Raw genomic sequence first — 23,268 nt, forward strand, 5'->3', positions numbered from 1 at the left:
CGCACCGGGCCGCGCACCGGGCCGGTCATCGGGCCGCTCACCGGGGACGGGCCGCTCGGGGTCAGCCACCGGTCCCGCTCCACAGCTGGTCCAGCCGGACGATCATGACGGCGACGCCGAGGCCGGCGATGACGATCACGCCGGAGCCCCACCGGGTGCGCTCCAGCAGGCCCCATCCGGCGCCCGCGAGCGGGATGAGCAGGCTGGCGAGCAGGTAGCCGACGAAGGTCGCCGAGCTCGCGGGGCCCTCGTCCCCGCCCAGCTTGGCGAACCCGACGACGGCCTGCGCCACCAGCAGGACCTCCAGCACGCCGAGCGAGATCAGCTGCCCCAGGTCCATCGCCCGGTTGCGCAGCGCCGCCACCAGCGCGTAGCAAGCGGTGAGCACCGCCGCCACGATGATCACTACGGTGAGGCCGTTCGTCACGGCACGAGAGTACTACCGCGCGTAGAGGACGGCCGAACCGCGCCCGCCGCTCCGCGGGCATGGCAGCATGGCGGGCGTGGACGCGCTGCATTGGCTGACCATGACCCGGCACGGCGAGAGCACGGGCAACCTCGCGTACAAGGCCGTGGCGGGCACCGACGCGGAGGAGGCCGGCATCCCCGAGCGGGACGCCGACATCCCCCTGTCGGACACCGGCCGCGCCCAGGCGGCGGCGTTCGGCCGCTGGCTCGCCGCCCTCCCCGAGGACGAGCGCCCGACGCTGGTCGTCTCCTCCCCTTACGTGCGCGCCCTCGACACCGCGAAGATCGCGCTCGCCCAGACGTCCTACGCCGCCCCGCAGGACCCGGAAGGGCTGCGGCCGAAGGTGGACGAGCGGCTCCGCGACCGCGAGCAGGGCGTCCTGCAGGGCCTCACCGGCGCCGGGGTCGAGCGCCGGTTCCCGCAGGAGGCCGAGCGGCTGCGGCACCTCGGCAAGTTCTACTACCGGCCGCCCGGCGGGGAGTCGTGGGCCGACCTGGCGCTGCGGCTGCGCAGCTTCTACCGCGACCTGGAGGCCGCGGCCCCTGGGGGCCGGGTACTGGTCGTCACGCACGACGCGATCGTGGTGATGACCCGCTACCTGGTGGAGGGGCTGACCGAGCAGGAGATCATGGCGATCGAGAAGGAGTCGATCGGCAACGCCTCGGTGACCCGGTGGCGGCAGAACGGCGCGCGGCTGGAGGCCGTGTGCTACAACGACTGCGCCCACCTGGCCGACGAGGGCGCCTGACGCCTTCGCGGCGCCCGGGGACCGCCGGTCATCACGCCTCGCCGGCGAGGAGCCGCTCGCGGCGCGAGGCGACCGCGGCCAGCCGCGGATCGCCCGGCGGCAGGACGTCGCGGAGCCGCTCCAGCACCTCCAGGTCGGCGCGGCCCGGCTCGGTCTGGGCGTAGGTCCACAGCGCGTCGGCGCCGCCCCGGTCGAGCGCCAGCCGCCGCACCCGCACCGCCAGCTCGTCGCGTTCGGCGCGGACGGCGGGCGCGTCGGAGCGGGGCAGCAGCTCGCCGGTGTACAGGCGCACGGCCCCGGCGGCGTCGCCCTCGTCCAGCATCCGCCGCACCGTGAGGAAGTCGGCCTCGACCGCGCACCCGAGCCGGTAGGGGCGGGCCCGCACGATGCCGCCGAACTGCTGGCGGAGCCGGTGGATCTCGGGCCGGACCGACGCGGGGCTGCCGCCCTCGCCGTACAGGCACAGCGCGAGCCCGTCCCCGGTCAGCCCCCGGGGGTGGAGGGCGAGCGCGGCGAGGATCTCGGCGTGCCGCAGCGCCGGCGGGACCGGCCGCCCGTCCAGGTGCGCCTGCGGGCGGCCTTCGCCGAGGAACGACAGCGTCAGCAGCGGTCCCTCGCCGGCGGGGATCCGCGCCGCTGCGTCCCCGGCCGGTGATCCGCCGAGGGACGGCGGGCGGGTGCCGGGCCGCCCGTGCTCCACCGACGGGCGCAGCAGGAACGCCTCGCCGAGCGGTTCGGCGACGGCGGTCCGGCCGTCGGGCAGCGTGAGCGCCTTTCCCGGCTCGGGGACGCCGACGCGCCGCCCCCGCCAGCTCTCCGGGTACCGGCCGGCCGGGGCGGCGAGGATCCGGCCGGTGGCGGTGACGAGCACGCCCGCGTCCCGCGCCCCGCGCACGTGCGGCAGGAGCCGCTCGCGCAGCCGCTCGTCCCGCTGCCGCATCTCGTTCTCCAGCCGCGACTCGGCGAGCCGCGCGGCGGCGGCGACCAGCGCGACCGCCGCCGGATGCAGGGCCCGCGCGGTCGCGCTGACGTCGATGCAGCCGACCACCCGTCCCGAGTCGGGGTCGGTGATCGGGGCGCCGGCGCACGACCAGCGGTGCAGGACGTGCGCGACGTGCTCGGAGGCGTACACGTACTCGGGCCGCCCGGACGCCAGCGCGGTGCCGATGCCGTTGGTGCCGACGGCGTCCTCCGACCACCGGAACCCCTCGGTCAGCCCGATCGCGTCGGCGTCGCGGCGCACGGCGGGCGGGCCCTGCCGCCACAGCACGTGCCCCGCGGCGTCGGTGATCACCATGAGGTGCTCGGTCTCGTCGGCGACGCGCCGCAGCAGCCCCTCCAGCATCGGCAGGTGCCGTTCGAGGGGGTGCGCGCCGCGCGCGTCTGCGAGCACGTCCCGGTCGAACACCAGCGGCGCGGCCTGCACCGCCGCGTCCACGCCGGCGTCCCGGGAGCGCCGCCACGACTCGGCGATCGGCGGCCGCACGGCCACCGGTTTCCGCACCACCATGGGTCAACCCTTTTCGTTCTCGACGGGACCGCACGGACGGCTCTCCACGGACCGTTCTCGGCGTACGGGGCTCTCGCGACCTCGCCGGACGGTGAACGGTTCGATCCCTTCCCAGGCCGATCCCCGGCCCGTCTGAGGATCGGTGAACGGCGGGGACGGCGCAACCGATTCCGGGTATCTCGCCAACCCGAATCAACCACGGTGCGTGACCGAATCGTCGCAACGTGCATGCAACCCCCGGATGCGTACCGTGGCCCGCGCCGGTAGCCGACGGGCCTGCCTGTGGGTTCCGCCGTTCCGCGCGCATCCGGGGGGAAGGCGTGCGGGACGGCGGGCCGCCGGCCTCACGGGGAGGACGAACGAAGCATGCTCTGCCTGACCTGTCACCGCGTCCGCCCGGCATTGAGCCGGGCCGACTACACGGCCGAACGAGCCTGGCTCATCGTGCGGCGGGGCCTGTGCACGTGCAGCGGGCCGCCCCCGCACGGGACGCGCCCGGCGGTCGTCCGAAAACACGCGCGGACCGCCCGATAGACGCCCTGGTTTACGCAATGTTCAGGTGCTTTTCGCCTAGAGTTTAGGGAGGCTTATCCGAGCGGTTCCTGGAGGGAGCGCCATGACCGTGGTCCCGGGTCTCGTCCGCCGCGCCGCCGCCGAGGCGGAGCGCCAGCTGCGCGAGGGCGCCGGCGTCCTCGCCAGACTCGGGCGGGATCTGGAACGGTCGGCGGAGGCCTGGCGGCTGCTGCCCGCCTACCTCGAGCGCGTCACGCTCCTGGAGGAGGCCGTCCGGGACCATGACGCCGAAGTGCGCGCGCTGCGCGCCGAGCTCGACTCGCTGGTCGGCCAGCTCAACGACCGGCTGCTCCCCCGGATCGACGAGCGGATGGACGACAACGAGCGCGACGTGGCGGCCGTCGCGACCAGCCTGATCCGCACCGGCCGCGACAGCGCCGTGCACGGCACCCGGCTCACGGCGGCCGAGCGCCGCATCGGCGACCTCCGCACCAGGATCGCGCAACTGGAGCAGCGGACCGGCCTGTGGCGCGACCTCCAGGCCACCATGGCCCGGTTCGGCGACGACCTCGACGCGATGCGCGCCCGGATGGCCCTTCGCCCCGCCGATCCCCCGGCCGACGCCGCGCCCGCCCCGGTGCAGAACATCACCGACCGCCCGGCCTGACCCGCCCCGGGAAAACCGCCTCCGCAATTGGCGCGGAGTGCGCGGGAATTGCGGGCGCGGGCATCCGCGAGAATGGACGCATGACGAATCCGCCGGCCGAGCCCCCCACGAATGGTCCCCCCTCCGCGCCGCACGGCGACGGCGCCCGCCGAACCGCCGGGCGCACGTTCGCCAGCGACAACCAGGCGAGCGTCCACCCGGATGTCCTCGCCGCGCTGGCCGCCTGCAACGACGGACACCAGCCCGCCTACGGCGACGACGACGTCACCGCGCGGCTCCGCGAGGTCGTCCGGCGGCACTTCGGCGACCGGGCCGAGGTGTACCCGGTGTTCAACGGGACGGGCGCCAACGTGGTGTCGCTGCAGGCGATGTCGGAGCGGTGGAGCTCGGTCATCTGCGCGGACTCGGCGCACATCAACACCGACGAGTGCGGCGCCGCCGAGAAGGTCGCGGGCCTGAAACTGGTCACCGCGCCGGCACCGGACGGGAAGCTGACGCCCGCGCGGGTCGAGGAGCTCGCGACCGGCCTCGACAACGTCCAGCGGCGTCGGCCCGCCGTCGTGTCGATCACCCAGAGCACCGAGCTGGGCACCGTCTACACCGCGGCGGAGACCGCGGCGATCGCGGCGGCGGCGCACGAGCGCGGCCTCTCGGTGCACATGGACGGCGCGCGCATCGCCAACGCCGCCGCGTCCCTCGGCCTGCCGCTGCGCGCCCTCACCACCGACGCGGGCGTGGACGTCCTCTCGTTCGGCGGCACCAAGAACGGGCTGCTGCTCGGCGAGGCGGTCGTCGTGCTGAACCCGGACGCGGCGCGCGGGCTGGCGTACCTGCGCAAGTCGAGCATGCAGCTGGCGTCCAAGATGCGGTACGTGTCCGCGCAGCTCGTCGCGCTGCTGGACGGCGACCTGTGGCTGCGCAACGCCGCCCACGCCAACGCCATGGCCGCCCGCCTCGCCGGCGCCGCCCGCGCCGTCCCGGGCGTGGAGATCACCCAGGCCGTGGAGGCGAACGCGGTGTTCGCCGTCCTCCCGAAGGACGCCGCCGAGCGGCTCCGCAAGCGGTTCCCGTTCTACACGTGGGACGAGCGGGCCGGCGAAGTCCGCTGGGTGTGCTCGTTCGACACCGCCGAGGCCGACGTCGACGCGTTCGCCGCCGCGCTCGCGGGCGAGATGACCGGCTGACACGGCGCGCGGCGTACCGGCGACCGGGAGGGGGCGGCGCCGGGACGCCCCGCGGGTCTATCGTGTGTACCGAACCTGATTCGGTACAGGAGGCGAGCCTGATGGCCAACCGCACCTTCGTCGTAGGCGTCGGCATGACCAAGTTCGAGAAGCCGGGCTCCCGCGATTGGGAGTACCCCGACATGGCCAAGGAGGCCGTCGGCAACGCCCTGCAGGACGCCGGCGTCGGCTACGACAAGATCGAGATGGCCTACGCCGGATCGATGTACGGATCGATGGGCCAGCGCGCCCTCTACGAGACCGGAATGACCGGCATCCCCGTGATGACCGTCCAGAACGCCTGCGCGACCGGGTCGAGCGCCCTGTTCCTCGCCCGCCAGGCCGTCCGCGGCGGCCTCGCCGACTGCGCGCTCGCCCTCGGCATGGAGAAGATGAAGAAGGGCTCCCTCGGCGCCGGCATGGAGGGCTCGAAGGTCACCATCATCGACCACCACCTCACCTCCATGACCGCGGGCCGCCCGTGGGAGATGGACAAGGCCCCCATGCCGCAGATGTTCGGCAACGCGGGCCGCGAGCACATGGAGAAGTACGGCTCCACGCCCGAGCACTACGCCTGGATCGGCTGGAAGAACCACAAGCACTCCACCAACAACCCCTACGCGCAGTTCCAGACCGAGTACACCCTCGACGACGTCAAGAACGCGCCGATGATCTTCGACCCGCTGACCAAGCTCCAGTGCTCCCCCACATCCGACGGCGCCGCCGCGGCCCTCGTCGTCAGCGAACGCTTCCTCGACGAGCACGACCTGTGGGACCAGGCCATCGAGATCGCCGGCCACCACATCTCCACCGACACCCCCGAGAGCTTCGCCGACAACTCCTCCATCCAGGTCGTCGGCTTCGGCGTCTCCCAGCGCGCCGCCCGCACCGCCATGGAGCAGGCGCAGGTCTCCATCGACGACGTCGACGTCATCGAACTCCACGACTGCTTCAGCGCCAACGAGCTCATCACCTACGAAGCCCTCGGCATGGCCGAGGTCGGCGAAGGCCACAAGCTCATCGACGACGAGGCCACCACCTACGGCGGCAAGTGGGTCGTCAACCCCTCCGGCGGCCTCATCTCCAAGGGCCACCCCCTCGGCGCCACCGGCCTCGCCCAGTGCGCCGAACTGACCTGGCAGCTCCGCGGCAAGGCCGACGACCGCCAGGTCGAAGGCGCCCGCGTCGCCCTCCAGCACAACATCGGCCTGGGAAGCGCGTGCGCGGTGGCTGTGTACAAGCAGTGTTAGCCCAGGGGGGCGACCCCCTGGAACCCCCGTCGCGCACGGGGCGCCGTTTCCCGATCCGCTCCGCGTCTCGTGAAACGGCGCCCCGTGCGTCGGGTCGTGCGACCTCCGGCGCCTGGGGCGCCTCCGGCCGCACGACCCGTGGGGTGACCATGCTGGTGGGTGGCGCCCTGGCTGTCCCACTCCTGCGTCCGGGGGCACCTCACGTCACCGGATGCGGGTTCGTCGCACGGCCATCGGGGCGTGACGAACCCGTGGACGATCAAAGGGTCGAGTGGCGGCTAGACGTGTGACAAATCTTGACTCTTGTCTCATTGGCGTTAGCCTGGCGGTAGGTGGTCGCTGCCAGGAGGTGTGATGCCGGTCTTGTCGTCGCCGTCCACGGTGGTCAGCGGGGCTCCGCTCGGGCCGGGGTCGCTGCTGTGGCGGTACGCCGCCGACATGCGGTCGCTGCTGCCGGGGGCGGCCGCCGGGCTCATGCAGCTCATGCATCCCGGCATCGGCGCCGGCGTCTCGGAGCACTCGGCGTTCTTCGACGCGCCGTTCGAGCGGATCCACCGGTCCGTCCCCCAGATCTGGGCGACGATCCTCGCGCCGGACGGCGCCGACCGGGCCCGCGGCATCCGCGACCTGCACCGCGCCATCGGCGGTCTCGACGAGCACGCCCGCCGCTACCACGCCCTGGAGCCCGAGACGTTCTGGTGGGCGCACGCAACGTTCACGTGGGAGATCTTCAAGGCCGCAGAGACCTTCCACCCGGGGACGCTCACCGCCGAGGACCACGAGCAGATGTACGCCGAGACCGTCACCTGGTACTCGCGCTACGGGGTCAGCATGCGTCCCGTCCCCGCGGACTACGCGTCGTTCCAGTCGAAGTTCTGGCACGTCTGCACCAAGCGGCTCGAACTCACCCCGGCCGCCGCGCGCGCCCTGGAGATCGCCAAGCACGGGTCGGACAGCATCACGATCCTGCCCGTGGGCGGCCCCCGCCTCGACCGCGCGGGACGCCTGGTCATCGAGCGCCCGCTGCGCCTGCTCACCTTCGGGTGCCTGCCGACGATCGTCCGGCAGCGCTTCGATATTCCCTGGACGCCGCTCGACCAGGCCCAGTTCGCCGCCCTGGCCATGGCCAACCGGCAGGGGTACCGCATGATGCCGACCGGCATCAACCACTGGGCGCTGCGCAGGATGCTCCGCTACATCGGCGCCCACACCCGCCACGAGAGGTACCAGCCCGCGGCGTGAGCCCGGTTCTCAGCCCGCGGGAGCGGCGGCCTGCTCGCCCAGCCGGGGGCGGAGCGCCTGGCAGGCGGCCAGGATCCGCTTGACGTCGTCGTCGGTCAGGCCCGCGTGGGCGGACAGGCGGACGAGCGTGCGCCCCACCGACGCCGTGGGCGGGAACAGGGCCGCGCTGAAGATGTCGCGGGCCACCAGCGCGTCGCGCATCAGGGTCGCGTCGGCCTCCGAGCCCGTCTCCAGCGCGATGATCTGCGTGTCGGACTCGACGAGCCGGTAGCCGAGGCCCGCCAGCCCGTCCCGCAGGCGGCGCGTGACGGCGCGCAGCCGGTCCCGGCGGCGCCACTCGTCCCGGACGACCCGCAGCGCGGCGGACAGGCCCGCCACGTCGTGCGGCAGCAGCGTCGAGCTGAACACGGCCGGGAGCGCGGTGTGGGTGAAGTAGTCCGCGAAACCCGGGCGGTCGCAGGCGATCAGCCCGGCGCGTCCCGGCAGCGCCTTGGCCAGGCTCGCGGTGCGGAAGTCGACGCGGCCGGTCAGGCCCAGCGCGGCGACCAGGCCCTCGCCGCGGGAGCCGTGCGTGCCGAGCGAGTGGGACTCGTCCACCACGAGGAGGCAGTCGTACTCCTCGGCGATCTCCACGAGGCCGGGCAGCGGGCACACCGAGCCGTCGGTGCTGTAGACGGCGTCCACGGCGATCACTCCGGAGCCGCCCACCTCGACGCGGCGGCGCAGGTGGCCGAGGTCGTTGTGGCGGAAGTAGGCGAGTTCCGCGCCCGCCGTCCGCGCGCCCTCCCACAGCGACATGTGGGCGAGGGCGTCCAGGTAGACGGGGACGTCCGGACCCGCGACGACCTGCATGAGCCCCGTGTTGGCCGCCCAGCCCGACGAGCACAGCACGCCCGCCCGCGCCCCCAGGTGCCGCGCGAACTCCGCGCCGAGGAGGATCTGCGGGTGGTCGTCGGGCAGGCAGGGGCCGGGCACGGGGGCCGCCGCGCCGTCGGCCGTCCGCAGGCTGGCGATCATGGCTTCGGTGATCGCCGGATGCTCGGCGAGGTCGAGGTAGTCGCTACAGGTCAGCACGATCGTCCGGCTGCCGGGGGCCTTGGCGGTGGACGGACGGCGCCCGCTCCTGGTGCCCCGGAAGCGGCTGATGCGTTCGCCCAGCCGCTGGTGAGCGCTGGTCATGGTCGTCACTCTCCCCCGTCATGCGATCGTCACGTACTGTAGCGGTCCCTGATCATAGTGTGAAAAGGATCTAAGCGGAGTACCAAAGCCCGCAGGTCACGCGAGAAACTCCGCACCGCGTGTTCGCGCGCCGTCCGCCCTCCGGCCGCATAATCGCCGGCGAGTCGGCCAATCATCTAGGTGTGGAGACGATCGCCGCCGGCGCTGACTCCGCGGCGTCCGCCGGACTCCCCGGTACCGGTGGAGAAGCCGCGCCCCTCCCGCCCGTCCCCCGGGCCATCGCGGCGGGGGTGCTGCTGGCGGCGGCGGTGCCGTGCGGGCGCCGCGCGGCGCGCTCGGCGGCGGCCGTGCGGGCCGTCGAGGGCCTCACCGACCTGTGCCGCCGCCCGCGCGCCCTGCTGGTGGTGCTGGCCGGGTCCGCGGCGACCACGTTCACGCTCGGCCTGGCGTTCGCGCTGAGCGTCCTCGCGGTGCCGGGGACCGCCGCGGCCCCGTCCGACCTCCTCGTGCTCGTGGCCGCCTACCTGGTGGCGGCCGCGGCGGGCTCGGCGGTGCCGGCCCCGGGCGGGATCGGCTCCACCGAGGCGGCCCTCGTCGCGGCCCTCGTCGCCCTGGGGATCACCGCCGGGCCGGCCCTGCACGCCGTGCTGCTGTTCCGGGCCGTCACCTTCTGGGCGCCGGTCCCGCTGGGCCTGCTGGCCTTCCGGACGCTGCGCCGGTGATCCTCAGAGGTGGAAGACGTGCTTGGCGTTGCCCGACAGGAACGCCTCCTTCGCCTCGTCGGAGAGGCCGAGGCCGTCCAGGCCCTTGAGCGCACGCTCCGCCGTCATCATGGGGTAGTTCGTGCCGAACATGACCTTGTGCTGCCTGTCCTGGGTCATGTACCGGACGAGCTCCGGCGGATACCTCCGGACGGTGTACGCGGACGTGTCGATGTAGACGTTCGGGTGCTTCCGGCACACCGCGACCATCTCCTCCGTCCACGGGTAGCCGATGTGCCCGCCGATGATGACGAGTTCCGGGAAGTCGAGTGCGACCTGGTCGATGTAGGGGATCGGCCGTCCCGTCTCGCTCGGACGCAGCGGCCCCGTGTGCCCGACCTGCGTGCAGAAGGGGATGCCCAGCTCCACGCATTCGGCGAACAGCGGATAGAAGCGCCTGTCGGTGGGCGGCAGCTCCCAGAGCCACGGCACCACGCGCAGGCCCCGGAACCCCAGTTCGCGGACGCACCGCCTCAGCTCCCGCACGGCGTCCATGGGCTTGCGGATGTCGACCGAGGCGATGCCCAGCAGGCGCCCCGGCGGGGCCTGCTCGACGAACGAGGCGACCTCGTCGTTGCTCACCAGCGCGCCCTCGGGTCCGTACCAGGCGCTGATGAGGCCGACGTCCACGCCGCCGGCGTCCATGGCGCCGACCGTCACGTCGATCGGCACCTCCTGCTCCGGAGGCTTCTGCCCGGTCCACCGCCACAGCGAATCCAGCATCTCGTGCTGCAGGAACCGCACCGTGCCGTGCTGCATCCACGCGTCGATCACCATGGTTACCTCCCACCCGGCCGCGCCGCGGCCCCCGGTGACGCGATGTCACCAGAACGTGCTTCGGTCCCCATTTCTACGCGAAGCGGGCCCCGGTCACATCCCCTTGGGGACGGTGACCGGGGCCCGGTCTGCGCGGACCTCCGTCAGCCGGCGTTCCTGGCGGAGCTCTCGGCCTTCAGCGCGGTCTTCGCGGACGCGTTGAAGGCGGGCAGGTAGCCGAGCCGGTGGCCCCGGGCGGTCGGGTGGTAGGACGACTCGATCGGCAGCGTCACCGCGTTGAGCCAGTCGTCGCCGGAGCACAGCTCGTGGCCGGCGAACTCGTCCCTGACGTCGGACCAGGTGAACCCGGCGCGGTCCGCGGCCTGGCGGGTCACCCCGGCCAGCGTGTCGGCGGCGCTGTTGAGGGCGGTGCGCTTGGCGTTGCCCAGCCCCACGCACCAGTCGACGATCGTGTAGAGGCGCGGGTACCCGAGCACCACCACGCGCGCCGAGGGCGCCCTGGACCGGATCTGCGCGTACAGCGAGTCGAGGCGTCCCGGCAGGGTGTTGCGCATGTAGCTCTCGGCCTGCGCGACCCTGTTCTGGCAGGTCGAGGTCGACTGCAGGACGCACGTCTGCATCACGTTGCTGAAGCCGGCGTCGTTGCCGCCGACCGTGATGCTCACGAGCGTCGTGGACGAGCTGAGCGCACCGAGCTGCCCGCTGGAGACGGACGAGGTCGTCGCCCCCGAGCAGGCGGCGAACCGGTACGAGTCCGTCGCGTTCGCCGCCGCCCACAGGTTCGGGTAGGCATTGGCACTGCGCTTGCACGACCCGCTGTCCGGGTCGTAGTTTCCGGCCCCCGTGCCGGACGAGTAGGAATCCCCGAGTGCGACGTAGTTGGTCGCGGCCGCCGAGGCGGGCGCGGACCAGACGATGGAACCGGCTGCGATGGTGAGCGCGCCGAAAACGGCGAGACAGGGGCGGGAGAGGCGCATCTGCACTCCGGAGCGACGAAACGAAAAATGTCCCCGGGCTTATACCCTCGCCGTCATTCTTTCAAGCTCCAGCCCTGATCAACAACATTTGTCATGATTCGTCGCAAAAATCCGCGACACTCACCAATCGAAGATTGTCAAGGCCCAATACTCGCCGCCATTAAATACCAGATTCCCACCAGCCCCAGAAACCCCAAAAGACTCTTACCCCACCCATCCCCCATTTTCCCCACCGACCGGCCAGCGCGACCCCTCCTCGGGGACTTCTACGCGGACACCGGGGGCTCCGGCCGCGAAGCCGGCCTTTCTAGGCGGACGTGCAACGGCCCCTGGGGGCCACCCGGAGGAGGGAATCGACCGGATGGAACTGATCGGTGCTCAGGAGATCGACCTCAGGCTGAGCCGGGGTGAGATGACCGACTCGTTCACCCTGGCGGTGCTGCTGGACGTCAAGCAGCGGGGCCTTTGCCCTTTCCCGTGCCCTTCCGCGCCCGGATCCCGTCGCGGACGCGGTGCCAGGCGGCGCGGACGTAGGAGTTGAGGCGCTCGCTGATTCGGCGGGCGGTGGGGAACTCGGTGCCCAACAGGCCCAGCCCCGCGAGGATCGCGACGACGCCGGGCCCCGGCAGCACGAGCATCGCCAGCCCCGCCACGATCAGCGCGAAACCGGCCACCGCGACCGCGATCTTGCGCACCAGCCGCACGTGCGCCCGCCGCCGCACCCCGCGCGCCGCGCCGGTGTCACCCTCGGCCCGGCCGTCGTCCTGCGAGTTGATCTCCGCGTTGGACCGCCCCATCGTCCCCGTGGTCACTGCGCCTCCCCGGTATGCGTTCCTCTGTAGACGAACGGCGGCGTCCCCCGCGATCCCGATCGGGCTCCGGTGTGGCCAGCGCCACACCGCCCGGGGCGGCTAGCATTCCGCCAATGAGGCTCCGGTCCGGCACGGCGCGCCGTGCGCACGGTCGCGGCGGACCGGCGGTGCACCGGATGGCCGCGCGGTTCTGGAAGCGGCTCGGCGGCCGCGCCCAGTGGCGGCTCGCGCGGCTCCGGCACCGGACGTTCCTGGTGTACGCGGGCGGGCTCGTCCACGACGACGAGGGGCGGATCCTGCTGCTGCGGCACCGGCTGTGGCCCGCGTACCGCGCGTGGGGGCTGCCCGGCGGATACGTCAACGCCGGCGAGCGGCTCGAGGACGGCGTCGCCCGCGAGATCCGCGAGGAGACGTCCCTGGAGGTGCGGGTCGCGGGGCCGCCGGTCGAGCTCGCCAGCGGATTCCGGCACCGGGTCGAGGCGTACTACGAGGCGCGCGTGACCGGCGGGGACCTCCGGATCGATACGGCGGAGATCCTGGAGGCCGGCTGGTTCGAGACGCAGGATCTGCCGGACGAGATGTCCCCGCGCCTCCGTGCCCTCATCACGGCACTTGACCTGAAGCGAGGTTGAGGTTCCAACCTGGCTCCATGAGCCTCAACGAGAGAGAACGCGAGTACCTCGCGACGCAGCGCCTGGGCCGCCTCGCCACCGTGGGCCCCAAGGGCGACCCGCAGAACAACCCGGTCGGTTTCCGCTACAACGCCGAAACGGGCACGATCGACATAGGCGGCTGGAACCTCCCCCGGTCCCGCAAGTACCGCAACCTGGAGCACAACGACCAGGTGGCGTTCGTCGTGGACGACCTCGTCTCGGTCGACCCCTGGCGCGTGCGCGGCATCGAGATCAGGGGACGGGCCGAGACCGCGGTCGGGGACGGCACGCCGGGCACCCCGTTCGGCACCGACATCATCCGCGTCCACCCGCGCACCATCTTCACGTGGGGCCTCGACCCGGCGGCCGAGGGCATGACCAGGCGCACCGCCTAGCCGTCCGCACCGAACACGAAATTTCGGTTATCGCCTCTCTTGCCAGGGGTCTGCACTCTCGTCCGCATATCCGCGACGAGAGGACGAGGCAGCGCCATGAGGAACCCCCAGCACCCCGGGCACGGAAAGCCCCACCGGACGAGGCGGTGGGCATCCGGCCGCATGGTGGCGTGGACGGCCGCGGGCGCGGCGGGCCTGGCGCTGCTCGGCGGGATCGCCGGCACGGCGAGCGGCGCGTTCGACGGCGACTCCGGGACTGCTTCGGCCGCGAACGGCGGGCTGCCGGCACCGTCCGGCGTCCCCGACGCGGCGGCACCGTCGCCGAGCGAGACGTCCGCCACGCCCACGCCCACCAAGGCGTCGCCGTCGCGCAAGGCGCGCACGTCCCGCAAGCCGACTCCGCGCGTGACGCGCACGCGGCCGAGCACGCCCACCCGGACCAAGGCGCCCGCCGCGCCGGGAGGCGGATCCGGAGGCGCGGCCGCGCAGGTCATCGCGCTGGTGAACAAGGAGCGCGCCAAGCAGGGATGCCGCACCGTGAGCGCCGACCCGCTGCTGACGCGGGCGGCCCAGGCGCACTCGGCCGACATGAAGCGGCGGGGCTTCTTCGACCACACCAACCCGGACGGCGACGACCCGGGCGACCGGATCACCGCAACCGGATACCGCTGGTCCACCTACGGCGAGAACATCGCCAAGGGCCAGCCGACGCCCGCGAGCGTCATGAAGGCGTGGATGAACAGCCCCGGCCACCGCGCGAACATCCTGAACTGCCGGTTCGCCGAGATCGGGGTGGGCCTGGTGGCGTCGGGCGGGCCGTACTGGACGCAGAACTTCGGCACCGCCCGCTGATCACCGGGGCGTGGCGAACACCTGCGTCCACCACGGGCCGCCGGCGCCGCGCGCGACCGCGACCCCGACCATCGTGGAGCGGCAGTCGAGGATGTTGGCGCGGTGCTTCGAGCTGTTCATCCACCCGTCCACCACCGACGACGCGGTCGGCTGGCCCTGGGCGATGTTCTCGGCCCACGAGCTCCAGCGGAACCCGGCGGCGGTGATCCGCTCCCCTGGCCCGTCGCCGCCGGAACCGCGATGGTCGAGGACGCGGCGCGCCGCCATGTCCCGCGAGTGCCGCTCGGCCGCGCGGTGCAGCGCCGGCGAGATCCGCAGCGCCGGGCACCCGGCCCCGGCCCGCTCGGCGTTGACGAGCCGGACGACCTGCTCCTCGGCACCCGGCGCGGCCGCGCGGGCGCTCGGACGCTCGACCCGGTCCTTGCCCGGCCCCGAGCCCGCCGGAGTGTCGGCCGGGGTGGGCGCCGGCTGCGCGGGCACCACGGGTTCGCGGACGGGAGGCGTCGCGTCCGGCGGGGAGTCCCGCACACCCCAGAAGACCGCCGCGGCGGCCACCCCCACCGCCGCCGTCCCGGCCAGCCACGCGGCTCCCTTCCCAGCACTTGCGGTGGCCCCGAGCCCCGCGCCGTTGCCCGCGCCCGCCGCGAGCTCAGCGGCTTGGAGGGTGTGGTCGGCAGGGAACGGGACGAGGACCAGTCCGGCGAGCAGGGCCTCGGGCGGCGCCAGGTCCCGCTGCCGGGCGGTGCAGGACCGGCATCCCCGGACATGCCGGGCGATCCGCTTGCGCCAGAGGGGCGAGGGCCGTCCGTCCCACCCGGCGAGCACGGGTTCGAGCGCGCCGCACCGCGGCTCCGCCACCGCCCGCGCCACGCGGCGGCACGTCGCCAGCTGCTTCTTCATCCGCTGCACCCGGACGGCCGCATGCGGCACCGACACCCCCAGGCCGTCCGCGAGTTCCTTGCGGGTGAGATGCCCCGACGCCTCCAGCCACCACAGCGCGAGCAGCTCACGCTCGTCCGCATCCAGCCACCGCGTCGCCTCGGCGACCTCCCGGCGCTGCTCCGACAACTCCAGCCGCAGGACGGCCAGCTCGGCGAAATCGTCCTCGGCTCCCGCGACCCGGGCCAGCGACTCGGGGTCCATCGGCGTCCTGCCGCGCTGCGATCTCCACCGGCGACGCACCTGGTTCATGGCGATGGAGATGAGCCACGACCTGAACCGCGCGGGTTCCCGGAGCCGCCCCAGCCCTCCCAGCGCGCGGAGCACCGACTCCTGGACGACGTCGTCCACATCGGCGTGCCCGCCCAGCGCCCACCCGACCACGTTGTAGAGCAACGGCAGATGCTCGGCGACGAGCCGCTCCCGGGCGTCAGCGTCCCCCTCCTGAGCCGCCCGGACCAGCCGCTCCACATCCGTGCCCACACGCATACCCGTCCTCCGGAGACTCACCACAGACCCACCAGGAGACACCCCAGAACACCGCAGATAACAAGAAGCCGCCCAATTCTCCAGGCTCGTCCCTCCTCGTACGCGCGTTACATCTGAGTCGTTCGACACCTCCCCCTCGCTAGCCATTGGGCCGCGCTGGCGGACGGTCTGCCGGGGTTGTCGCAGGGGCATGTGAGGGTGGACTCATGCCGTTCAACGCGCCGCCGAACACCGCCGCCTGGCGACACGTCGAAGCACGCGACGGCTTCGAGGTCGCCTTCTTCCACCCGCGTGCCGACGGCTACCGCATCGAGGGCTGCACCACCGCCGTCGAGGGCGGCCAGACCTGGATGGTCACGTATCTAATCGACCTGGACTCCCGCTGGACCACCCGCAGCGTCCAGGTAGCGAACCGCACCGCCGCCGGCACCCACCAAGCCGACCTGCAGAGCGACGGCGCCGGGAACTGGCGCGTCAACGGCGAGCCCGCCCCGCACCTCACCGGTTGCCTGGACGTCGACCTGGAATCGTCGGCGATGACCAACACCCTGCCCATCCATCGCCTGGATCCGCCCGCAGGCGCCAGGGTGTCCGCCCCGGCCGCATACATCCGTGCACTGGACCTACGCGTTGACCGGCTGGAACAGGACTACACGCGAGTCGAGGACGACGGCCGGCACTACGACTACGTCTCACCGGCGTTCGACTTCTCCTGCCGCCTGACGTACGACGCTTCCGGGCTCGTCCTCGACTACCCAGGCATCGCCACCCGCACCACCTGATCCAAGGGACACATCCGGCGGACCGTTCGACCGGTGCCCCTGACAGACGGGTTCGCCTCCCCCATCGAAGGGCCGCGAGCGTGGGCGTGGAAGACAAGACCGGGACTGACACTCGCGCGGACCACCGGGGCACACCGCATCGGACGATCTGCTAGCGGCCCCGCTCGGTCACACGGAGCCCTCTCCTCCGATGCTACGGACGCCGCGCTCTACCCTCGAAACTCCTTCACTTCGGGCTTATGCGCCGCCGGCACACGATGCCCTTCCGTGACGTCCTCGCCCAAGAACTTGTCAGGCGAAATGCCGACATCACCAGGTGTGAGGAATCTCGGTTCGCGGTGTCCGGCCTCGGAACGTCCCCAGGACTTCCCCGCCGATTCGAAGTGCTTTTCGTCCTCTCGTTTCAGCGGTCTTGGGCGGCTGAGGCGGGATGCGGGGAGGCGGTACGGGCGGCGTCCTGCCGGTACGCCGTCGGGCTCTTTCCGAGAGTCCTCTTGAACGCCGAGCTGAACGCGAACGCGTCGGTGTAGCCGACCTCGCGGGCTACGGTGGCGACCGTCATCGAGGGGTCCATCAGCCGTTCAGTGGCGAGAGCCATTCGCCACCCCGTCAGGTAGGCCAGCGGCGGCTCGCCGACCAGCTCGGTGAACCGCCGGGCGAGGGTGGTGCGGGACGCGTGTGCGGCGGCAGCGAGGGAGGCCAGCGTCCAGGGACGGCCCGGATCAGCATGGATGGCGCGCAGGGCCGGGCCGACGACCGGATCGCCCAGGGCCTGGTACCAACCGGGCCGCACCGCCTCCGGACGATCGAACCAGTCGCGCAACGTACAGACCAGCAGCCAATCGAGCAGCCTGTCCAAAACGACCTGGCGGCCCGGACGGCAGGCGTCCAACTGAGCCTCCAGGTACCCGCGCATGGAAGCGCAGTCGTGGTCGTCCGGGACGACGATCATCGGCGGCAGCACGGCGACCAGGCGACGCGCGACCTCGCCCGTCAGCCGATACGAGGCGGTCAGCAGCACGGCCTCGTCCGGAGCCTCGGGCATGGAGACATCGCCGGCGTCACAGACGGTGCGCGGCGCGTCGGCGTCGGCGAACACGAACGGCTCAGGACCGCGCACGATGGCGGCCTCACCCGTCCGGAACGGCAGGACCAGATCCCCCTGCCTGAGCACGCCCTCCCCGCGCATGAGCACGCACAACGTCAGCGGCGCCCCGTCGGTGAATCGGAGCCCGCACTGTGCCGCCAGCGACGACGTGCCGAACGCGGCACCCTCGCCGCGCACGCCTTTCAGCAGATCATCGAACGGGTCCACGTCGTCACGATATAGCCAGACTTTGCCCGGGACTATCGGACATGTCCGCGGCACGCTCGCCCATGTCCGGGCCCGCGCCCGCCGGGTTGGCTGAGGCCATGGACAAGATCTTGGTACTGGCGGCGACGGGCAAGACCGGCCGCCGCGTGACAAGCCGGCTGCGCGCTCAAGGCCGACGGGTCCGGGGTGCGTCACGCTCCGGCGAGGTGCGCTTCGACTGGACGGACCCCGGCACCTGGGAGAGGACGGTAGACGGAGCACAGGCCGCGTACGTGGTCGCCCCCGACGACCCCGGGCCCGTCAAGAGCTTCGTCGACCTGGCCACTGCGAGCGGCGTGCGTCGGCTGGTGCTCCTGTCGGGCCGCGGACTCGATCACGCCGCCCCCGACTTCGCGCAGGGCATGGCGGCGGCCGAACAGGCCGTACAGGCTTCGGGTGCGGAGTGGACGATCCTGCGTCCGAACCAGTTCAACCAGAACTTCGACGAGGACCTATGGCACGCGCCATTGCGATCGGGTCGCCTAGCACTACCGATCGGAGAAACCCCCGAACCCTTCATCGACGTCGAGGACGTAGCAGCGACCGCCACGGCAACCTTGACCCAGGACGGCCACGCGGGACGGCTTTATGAGCTATCCGGCCCAGAGTCGCTGACCTTCGGTGAGGCGGTCGAAACAATGGCGCGTGCGGCGGGCCGCCCGATCGAGTACGTCCAACTGACGCCGGAGGCATACCGAGCCGAACTGCTGGCCGAGGGAGCCTCGAAGGAAACGGCAGACGCACTGAACGCCATGTTCGCCCTGCACCGAGCGGGCCACACCACCGAACCGACCGACGACGTCCGGCAAATCATTGGCCGCCCACCAACCACATTCGAGGACTACACCGTCCGAACCGCAGCCTCCGGCACCTGGTCCCTCTAACGCCCACCAGGCGACTCCGCACCAATCGGCCGGGACGACGCAACACCCGTCCCTGCACGCCCAGACATTCGGTCCTAGTCGCTGAAGCGACCTTCGACCGGACGTGCCCGAACAGTTGATCGACGACGCCCACGGCCCATACCCCCGCGGCTACTCACCGTTGGGGGCATGGGCGAGGAGTCGCCATACCCGGTTGGGGCCTGCTCACCTGGTGCGGCGGCTGTTCGGCGTTTGTAGGACTGAATGACCAACGGCGCCGATTTATCCAGGGGTGAAGAAGGACGCGCCTGACCACCCTGCCGGTTCGTGTGCCGTGGACGAACGCGCGTTGACGTGGGTGCTGCGGATGTTACGGAGGCCCGGTCGTTCAAGTTGGCCTCCCGTCGTACTGGGTCGCTATGCTCCGAGGACGAGAAATCGCCCTGAGCTGGGCCGATGGTGTCCGAAGCGAACGAGTCGTGGTTCGCTTCGGCCAGTCGGCCGTAAGCATGTCCTGCACGGCATGAGCCGGGATAAGGTGCGTTCGTGAAAGCTGCGGTGCATTCCAGGTACGGCCCGCCGGAAGTGGTGCAGATCTCCGAGGTGGACAATCCTTCGGTCGGAGACAAAGACGTCCTCGTCAGAGTGCACGCGACGACGGTGAACCGGACGGACTGCGCCTACCGTGCGGCCAAGCCCTTCTTCATACGGGCGGCCACCGGCATCGTCCGGCCGCGACGCAAGGTGCTGGGAACCGAGTTCGCCGGAGTGGTGGAGGCCGTCGGTGGCGGCGTCACCTCCTTTGCCGTGGGCGACAGGGTCTTCGGATACAACGAGGGTGCGTTCGGGACGCATGCCGAGTACCTGTCGGTTCCCGCGGACGGTGCGATCGCGGCCATGCCGGCCGGCGCGACGTTCGGGGAGGCCGCTCCCGGCACCGAGGGTTCCCACTATGCGCTCGCCTCCATCAGGAAGACGGGACTCAAGGCCGGGCAGGACGCTCTGGTCTACGGCGCGACCGGTGCCATCGGCTCGGCGGCGGTGCAGTTGCTGAAACATCACGACGTCACGGTGACCGCGGTCTGCGACACGGCGAACCTCGAAATGGTGCGTGGCCTCGGCGCCGACCGGGTCGTCGATTACACGGTCGAGGACTTCACCGCAGACGAGCAACGATACGACGTGGTCATCGACGCGGTCGGCAAGACCACGTTCGGGCAGTGCAGGCGGCTGCTGAAATCCGGTGGAATCTACGTGTTCTCGGATCTCGGACCGTGGTGGCAGAACCTCGCCCTCGCGCTCATAACGCCGTTGTTCCGCGGGAAGAAAGTGCAACTCGCCGTACCCCGGCAGGACCAGGAGATGGTGCGGTACATGCGGGAATTGATCGGGTCCGGAAGGTTCAGGCCGGTCATCGACCGGCGCTATCCACTGGACCAGATCGTCGACGCCTACCGCTACGCCGAAACCGGCCAGAAGATCGGCAACGTCATCATCGACGTCGTGCCACCGACCTGACCCACCCCTTCGCCCGCCGAGGCGGAGGGGATCGACATCCGGAAGTCCCGGTCTCCTTCGGTGCCGTACGTCGCGGGAGTTACTGTTTTAGGTTGTCGGACATTATGCGCATGTTGGAGATTACGCCGGTCGAGCTTTTGACGGTTTGTTCGGCCAGGCGGCGGGCCGGGGTGAATTTTCCGGCCTCCTGTTCCTGTGTCGCCAGGCGGAGCAGCGCCTGCTGGTTCTTGACAAGGAACTCCAAGAGCTCGCTGTCGTAGGCAGTATCCGACAGGCGGTTCAGTTCCTTCACGGCCCGGCTGGTGGGAGACGGCTTCGGTGCCGGCATGTCCCAGGATTTGAGCCATGTCGTGAGCATTTGCAGCTCACCGTTCCGAACCGTGAGGATACCCGTGGCGAGCTCCCGGATCTTTGGGTTGTCGGTGCGCTCCGGCGTCTTACGGAGCACTTCTGTGACTTCGGAATGGCTGAGATACGCACCTTTGATGAACTTCACGTCCCATTCGCTGTACGCGGCTGGGGACTTCATCCCGTACGCGGACGCCGGAATGCTGCGCTGGCTGCTCGGGGTGCCACCGCTACAGCCCATGACCAGCGACCCGCAGCACAGGACCGGTATGACCAGCAACATCCTTCCGAGGGTCATTGTGCTGCCCTATCTGGCATTGAGAGGCGAGAAGGCGAGGGCCCACAGCAGCAGGGCCGGTGAGATGCCGGCGAGCACGATCCACAGCGGGGCGAGCAGGTCCCTTCTGCCTCGACGGGTCGCACGGTGCTTCAGCGCGACGGCCGTCCAGGTGGCGAGCAACGCGCCGACCAAGGCCGGTGCGAGCGCGTATATGGAGAGCAGGAGGCCGCAGGACACGAATGTCAGGAACGCGGAGAGCAGTACCCAGCACGTTTTGTAGCGTGGCCCGTGATCCGGGTGTCCCGAACCGGGAACGCTCGCGTTCACGTATATCATCCTGTTCCCCTACCCCTGGTAGGTGACGGTCGATTGGCCGTGGCACCGACTGCAGAGGTACTCGATGGTCTTCTGCCGGCGCCCGCCGAAGAATAGCACCGAGTTCATGCCGTTCGTCGTGTAATGCGGGATCCGCAAGAACTCCCATGATGGATACATGTCCGCACGAAGCGTCGCCCGGAAGCTTCGGCCCTGCTGGGCGACGTTCAAAGTGCCGTCGATCGCCCCCGGGATGCCGATACCGGCGACCGTGTTGAGGGAGTTGGCGAACTGGAAGCCGACATAGACGGCTCCTCCGCCACCGCTGGCGCCGATCTTGTTGTAGCTGTAACTGCCCCCGCAGATCGTCGCGACGTGGTCGCATTCCGTCCCCCACGGAATCGATGTGCCGGTCTGCTGGAATTTCAACGCGTCCTTGCAGGCGAAGGCCAGCGGGCAACTGGGGTAGGCCATCGCTCCGATCTTCCCCGACCTCGGCTCCCACACGAAGGACACTCTCGATGAGGCGAAGATCTCGTCCGAGAAGTTGCGGCCGTCGCCGATGAGGTCGCTGAACCAGTCGAGATTGAGGATGGGGGCGCGGGCCATGAACAAGTCCGAGTCCGAGCCGCCACCGCCGCCCTGGATCAGGGTCGAACTGTAGGCGCCGCTCGCCCTGTACACCAGGTAGGCCGCTCTCGCCTCGTAGTGGGCCCGGTTCTCCATGAGCGGCGACATGCTGGCGGGTGTGGACGCCGGCCCCTCCACACCGTTCTTCACGGCCGCCACCTTGTAGAAGTACACACCGGGTGTGATCAGGTACTCGGCCGTGAACCGGTTGCCGGTGACGGGGTAGGTGTATCGCCTCCAGGACGTCGGGGTGCTGTGGTTCCCTGGCGCGTTGACGGCGTAGTAGATGTTGTAGCCGTCGGCTCCGGAGACGGAATTCCAGGTGATCCTCGACTTGTAGGGGCCGTATTGCTGCGCGCCCAGCCCGGTGACCTTCGGCGGAAGTGGAATGGTGACCGAAGCGACGTTGGAGTAGTTGCCCTCCTGGTAGCCGTTGACGGCCCGCAACTGGAATCGATACGTGTGCCCGGGGGTCAGCGCACTCGCCGTCCACGGATCGGATGACACCGCGAATGGCAACCTGGTCCACGCACTGCCGTTGTCGCTGACGTAGATGAAATACCCGCCCGCGGTGGATGTGTTGGACCAGGTCAGCGTGGCGGTCCCACGCCAGCTTCCGCTGGCGGCGAGGTTGCCGGGAGCCTGCGGTGTGGGACCGAGCGGCACGACGCTCACCGTGTTGGAATAGCCTCCGGGCTGAAGCCCGTCGACCGACTGGACCCGGAACTCGTAGGTCGCTCCGTTGATCAGGCTTCCCACCGTGAACGTGCTTCCGGACACCCCGAACTGGAGGCGCGTCCAGCTCTCCGGATTGGGACTGACTCGGCGGGCCCAGATGTAGTAGGACGTTGCTCGCGAGGCGGCGTTCCAGTACAGGATCGCCTTTCCGTTCCGGGAACTGACCGTGAGCGATTCGGGGCCGGGCGGGGCGGGGCCGGTCGGCACTGCGCTCACGGCACCGGTCGTACCACCGGCGATGAGGTCGTTGTACGCCTGCACCTTGTATTGATAGGTGGCACCGTTCACCAGGGAACTGATGGTGAACGTGTCGTCGCATACCGGGTACGGGAACCGGGTGAAGTCCGATTCACCCGCCGTGACATTGCGTTGCAGGATGGAGACGCAACTCGCATGGGCGGGCATGTTCCAGGTCAGGACCACGCCGCGGTCGGCGGCTCTGGCCGTCAGGCCGGTCGGCGCGGCGGGCGTGGGTCCGGTGGGCGTCACGGATACCGCCGCCGTTGTCGAGCCTTCGATCAGCCCGTTCACGGCCTGGAGTTTGATCTGGTAGGTGGCGCCGTTGACCATATTGCCGTAGGTCCATGAGCTGCCCGAGACGGGAAAGGGCAGCTTGGTGAAACCGCTCTCGCCCGCCGTGACGTTACGCACCAGCACGAAATAGCCCGTCGCGTGGGCCGACGTGTTCCAGGTCAGCCTGGCGTTGTGGTCACCGGCGGTGGCGGACAGGCCGGTGGGAGCCGCTGGGGCCGGCCCGGTCGGCCGCACCGACACCGCACCGGTCGTGCCGCCCTCGATCATCCCGTTGACGGACTGCAGCTTGAACTCGTACTCGCCGCCGTTGAGCAGGCTGCTCGCGCTCCAACTCCCGCCTGACACCGGGTACGGCAGTTTCGTGAAGGCGTTCTCCCCCGCGGTGACGTTCCTCATCCACACGTAGTACCCGGTCGCGTGATCGGCGTCCGTCCACGTCAGCGTCGCCTC

General features: G+C 70.9%; 23 protein-coding genes. 12 read left to right on the plus strand and 11 right to left on the minus strand.

The window, feature by feature from the left end:
• Positions 1-61: 61 nt before the first annotated feature.
• Positions 62-427, minus strand: a complete 366-nt coding sequence (locus IEZ03_RS00285) for a hypothetical protein (protein WP_229807874.1) — start codon at positions 425-427, stop codon at positions 62-64.
• 67 nt (positions 428-494) lie between these two features.
• Here IEZ03_RS00285 and IEZ03_RS00290 point away from each other — a divergent pair, with 67 nt between their 5' ends.
• Positions 495-1,217: a histidine phosphatase family protein gene (locus IEZ03_RS00290; RefSeq protein ID WP_184883168.1), complete on the plus strand. Its 723-nt coding sequence runs from the start codon at positions 495-497 to the stop codon at positions 1,215-1,217.
• A gap of 31 nt (positions 1,218-1,248) precedes the next feature.
• On the opposite strand, the gene IEZ03_RS00295 is transcribed toward IEZ03_RS00290, so the two are convergent.
• Entirely contained in the window at positions 1,249-2,727 is a 1,479-nt protein-coding gene (locus IEZ03_RS00295; RefSeq protein ID WP_184883166.1) for a GAF domain-containing protein, read from the minus strand.
• A 616-nt stretch (positions 2,728-3,343) separates the two neighbouring features.
• On the opposite strand from IEZ03_RS00295, the gene IEZ03_RS00300 reads away from it, so the two are divergent.
• The 4 genes from IEZ03_RS00300 (at position 3,344) to IEZ03_RS00315 (ending at position 7,622) form a co-directional block, all read left to right on the plus strand.
• Complete coding sequence (locus IEZ03_RS00300) at positions 3,344-3,907, plus strand: hypothetical protein (protein WP_184883164.1); 564 nt, start codon at positions 3,344-3,346, stop codon at positions 3,905-3,907.
• An 80-nt stretch (positions 3,908-3,987) separates the two neighbouring features.
• On the plus strand, positions 3,988-5,091 hold the full coding sequence (locus IEZ03_RS00305; RefSeq protein ID WP_184883162.1) for a threonine aldolase family protein: 1,104 nt from the start codon (positions 3,988-3,990) through the stop codon (positions 5,089-5,091).
• 101 nt (positions 5,092-5,192) lie between these two features.
• Positions 5,193-6,380 carry a thiolase C-terminal domain-containing protein gene (locus tag IEZ03_RS00310; protein ID WP_184883160.1) on the plus strand — a complete coding sequence of 396 codons (1,188 nt, stop codon included), beginning with the start codon at positions 5,193-5,195 and terminating at the stop codon, positions 6,378-6,380.
• Between the two features lie 354 nt (positions 6,381-6,734).
• Positions 6,735-7,622, plus strand: coding sequence for an oxygenase MpaB family protein (locus IEZ03_RS00315; protein ID WP_184883158.1), 888 nt, complete (start codon positions 6,735-6,737; stop codon positions 7,620-7,622).
• A 9-nt stretch (positions 7,623-7,631) separates the two neighbouring features.
• Here IEZ03_RS00315 and IEZ03_RS00320 read toward each other — a convergent pair whose 3' ends face one another.
• Positions 7,632-8,801 carry an aminotransferase class I/II-fold pyridoxal phosphate-dependent enzyme gene (locus tag IEZ03_RS00320; protein WP_184883156.1) on the minus strand — a complete coding sequence of 390 codons (1,170 nt, stop codon included), beginning with the start codon at positions 8,799-8,801 and terminating at the stop codon, positions 7,632-7,634.
• Positions 8,802-8,983: 182 nt separating this feature from the next.
• Between IEZ03_RS00320 and IEZ03_RS00325 the strand changes: the two genes are divergently transcribed.
• Positions 8,984-9,523, plus strand: coding sequence for a lysylphosphatidylglycerol synthase domain-containing protein (locus IEZ03_RS00325; RefSeq protein WP_189241133.1), 540 nt, complete (start codon positions 8,984-8,986; stop codon positions 9,521-9,523).
• Positions 9,524-9,526: 3 nt separating this feature from the next.
• Here IEZ03_RS00325 and IEZ03_RS00330 read toward each other — a convergent pair whose 3' ends face one another.
• From IEZ03_RS00330 to IEZ03_RS00340, 3 genes are all read right to left on the minus strand, one after another.
• The gene (locus IEZ03_RS00330; RefSeq protein ID WP_184883152.1) at positions 9,527-10,339 is read right to left on the minus strand and encodes an amidohydrolase family protein; all 813 of its coding nucleotides are present in this window, start codon (positions 10,337-10,339) and stop codon (positions 9,527-9,529) included.
• A 143-nt stretch (positions 10,340-10,482) separates the two neighbouring features.
• A complete protein-coding gene (locus tag IEZ03_RS00335; RefSeq protein ID WP_184883150.1) occupies positions 10,483-11,316 on the minus strand; it encodes an SGNH/GDSL hydrolase family protein in 834 nt (277 codons plus the stop codon).
• Positions 11,317-11,765: 449 nt separating this feature from the next.
• Positions 11,766-12,128, minus strand: a complete 363-nt coding sequence (locus tag IEZ03_RS00340; protein ID WP_221480649.1) for a PGPGW domain-containing protein — start codon at positions 12,126-12,128, stop codon at positions 11,766-11,768.
• Between the two features lie 113 nt (positions 12,129-12,241).
• Here IEZ03_RS00340 and IEZ03_RS00345 point away from each other — a divergent pair, with 113 nt between their 5' ends.
• From IEZ03_RS00345 to IEZ03_RS00355, 3 genes are all read left to right on the plus strand, one after another.
• The gene (locus tag IEZ03_RS00345; RefSeq protein ID WP_229807875.1) at positions 12,242-12,760 is read left to right on the plus strand and encodes an NUDIX hydrolase; all 519 of its coding nucleotides are present in this window, start codon (positions 12,242-12,244) and stop codon (positions 12,758-12,760) included.
• 17 nt (positions 12,761-12,777) lie between these two features.
• Complete coding sequence (locus IEZ03_RS00350; protein WP_184883148.1) at positions 12,778-13,176, plus strand: PPOX class F420-dependent oxidoreductase; 399 nt, start codon at positions 12,778-12,780, stop codon at positions 13,174-13,176.
• 162 nt (positions 13,177-13,338) lie between these two features.
• Complete coding sequence (locus IEZ03_RS00355) at positions 13,339-14,028, plus strand: CAP domain-containing protein (protein ID WP_221481287.1); 690 nt, start codon at positions 13,339-13,341, stop codon at positions 14,026-14,028.
• On the opposite strand, the gene IEZ03_RS00360 is transcribed toward IEZ03_RS00355, so the two are convergent.
• Positions 14,029-15,456, minus strand: coding sequence for a sigma-70 family RNA polymerase sigma factor (locus tag IEZ03_RS00360; RefSeq protein ID WP_184883144.1), 1,428 nt, complete (start codon positions 15,454-15,456; stop codon positions 14,029-14,031).
• Positions 15,457-15,662: 206 nt separating this feature from the next.
• Between IEZ03_RS00360 and IEZ03_RS00365 the strand changes: the two genes are divergently transcribed.
• Positions 15,663-16,238 carry a putative glycolipid-binding domain-containing protein gene (locus tag IEZ03_RS00365; RefSeq protein WP_184883142.1) on the plus strand — a complete coding sequence of 192 codons (576 nt, stop codon included), beginning with the start codon at positions 15,663-15,665 and terminating at the stop codon, positions 16,236-16,238.
• A gap of 403 nt (positions 16,239-16,641) precedes the next feature.
• Here IEZ03_RS00365 and IEZ03_RS00370 read toward each other — a convergent pair whose 3' ends face one another.
• Positions 16,642-17,553 (minus strand): AraC family transcriptional regulator, encoded by a 912-nt coding sequence (locus IEZ03_RS00370; RefSeq protein WP_184883140.1) that lies wholly within the window; start codon positions 17,551-17,553, stop codon positions 16,642-16,644.
• Positions 17,554-17,651: 98 nt separating this feature from the next.
• Here IEZ03_RS00370 and IEZ03_RS00375 point away from each other — a divergent pair, with 98 nt between their 5' ends.
• Both IEZ03_RS00375 and IEZ03_RS00380 read left to right on the plus strand, forming a co-directional pair.
• On the plus strand, positions 17,652-18,476 hold the full coding sequence (locus tag IEZ03_RS00375) for an NAD(P)H-binding protein (RefSeq protein ID WP_184883138.1): 825 nt from the start codon (positions 17,652-17,654) through the stop codon (positions 18,474-18,476).
• Between the two features lie 525 nt (positions 18,477-19,001).
• Complete coding sequence (locus IEZ03_RS00380) at positions 19,002-19,973, plus strand: NAD(P)-dependent alcohol dehydrogenase (protein WP_221480648.1); 972 nt, start codon at positions 19,002-19,004, stop codon at positions 19,971-19,973.
• Positions 19,974-20,052: 79 nt separating this feature from the next.
• Here IEZ03_RS00380 and IEZ03_RS00385 read toward each other — a convergent pair whose 3' ends face one another.
• From IEZ03_RS00385 to IEZ03_RS00395, 3 genes are all read right to left on the minus strand, one after another.
• Positions 20,053-20,604 (minus strand): DUF305 domain-containing protein, encoded by a 552-nt coding sequence (locus IEZ03_RS00385; protein ID WP_184883136.1) that lies wholly within the window; start codon positions 20,602-20,604, stop codon positions 20,053-20,055.
• Between the two features lie 24 nt (positions 20,605-20,628).
• A complete protein-coding gene (locus IEZ03_RS00390; RefSeq protein WP_184883134.1) occupies positions 20,629-20,838 on the minus strand; it encodes a hypothetical protein in 210 nt (69 codons plus the stop codon).
• A gap of 108 nt (positions 20,839-20,946) precedes the next feature.
• Positions 20,947-23,268 (minus strand): fibronectin type III domain-containing protein (locus tag IEZ03_RS00395; protein ID WP_229807876.1); only part of this gene is annotated, 2,322 nt, incomplete at its 5' end.

Origin of the sequence: Actinomadura livida (assembly GCF_014648675.1) — a bacterium.
GTDB lineage: Bacteria > Actinomycetota > Actinomycetes > Streptosporangiales > Streptosporangiaceae > Spirillospora > Spirillospora livida.

Coding starts and splice junctions, on each gene's coding strand:
- IEZ03_RS00290 (WP_184883168.1), top strand. CDS start 495: ATGGCGGGCGTGGACGCGCTGCATTGGCTGACCATGACCCGGCACGGC.
- IEZ03_RS00295 (WP_184883166.1), bottom strand. CDS start 2,727: ATGGTGGTGCGGAAACCGGTGGCCGTGCGGCCGCCGATCGCCGAGTCG.
- IEZ03_RS00300 (WP_184883164.1), top strand. CDS start 3,344: ATGACCGTGGTCCCGGGTCTCGTCCGCCGCGCCGCCGCCGAGGCGGAG.
- IEZ03_RS00305 (WP_184883162.1), top strand. CDS start 3,988: ATGACGAATCCGCCGGCCGAGCCCCCCACGAATGGTCCCCCCTCCGCG.
- IEZ03_RS00310 (WP_184883160.1), top strand. CDS start 5,193: ATGGCCAACCGCACCTTCGTCGTAGGCGTCGGCATGACCAAGTTCGAG.
- IEZ03_RS00315 (WP_184883158.1), top strand. CDS start 6,735: ATGCCGGTCTTGTCGTCGCCGTCCACGGTGGTCAGCGGGGCTCCGCTC.
- IEZ03_RS00320 (WP_184883156.1), bottom strand. CDS start 8,801: ATGACCAGCGCTCACCAGCGGCTGGGCGAACGCATCAGCCGCTTCCGG.
- IEZ03_RS00330 (WP_184883152.1), bottom strand. CDS start 10,339: ATGGTGATCGACGCGTGGATGCAGCACGGCACGGTGCGGTTCCTGCAG.
- IEZ03_RS00335 (WP_184883150.1), bottom strand. CDS start 11,316: ATGCGCCTCTCCCGCCCCTGTCTCGCCGTTTTCGGCGCGCTCACCATC.
- IEZ03_RS00345 (WP_229807875.1), top strand. CDS start 12,242: ATGAGGCTCCGGTCCGGCACGGCGCGCCGTGCGCACGGTCGCGGCGGA.
- IEZ03_RS00350 (WP_184883148.1), top strand. CDS start 12,778: ATGAGCCTCAACGAGAGAGAACGCGAGTACCTCGCGACGCAGCGCCTG.
- IEZ03_RS00355 (WP_221481287.1), top strand. CDS start 13,339: ATGGTGGCGTGGACGGCCGCGGGCGCGGCGGGCCTGGCGCTGCTCGGC.
- IEZ03_RS00360 (WP_184883144.1), bottom strand. CDS start 15,456: ATGCGTGTGGGCACGGATGTGGAGCGGCTGGTCCGGGCGGCTCAGGAG.
- IEZ03_RS00365 (WP_184883142.1), top strand. CDS start 15,663: ATGCCGTTCAACGCGCCGCCGAACACCGCCGCCTGGCGACACGTCGAA.
- IEZ03_RS00375 (WP_184883138.1), top strand. CDS start 17,652: ATGGACAAGATCTTGGTACTGGCGGCGACGGGCAAGACCGGCCGCCGC.
- IEZ03_RS00385 (WP_184883136.1), bottom strand. CDS start 20,604: ATGTTGCTGGTCATACCGGTCCTGTGCTGCGGGTCGCTGGTCATGGGC.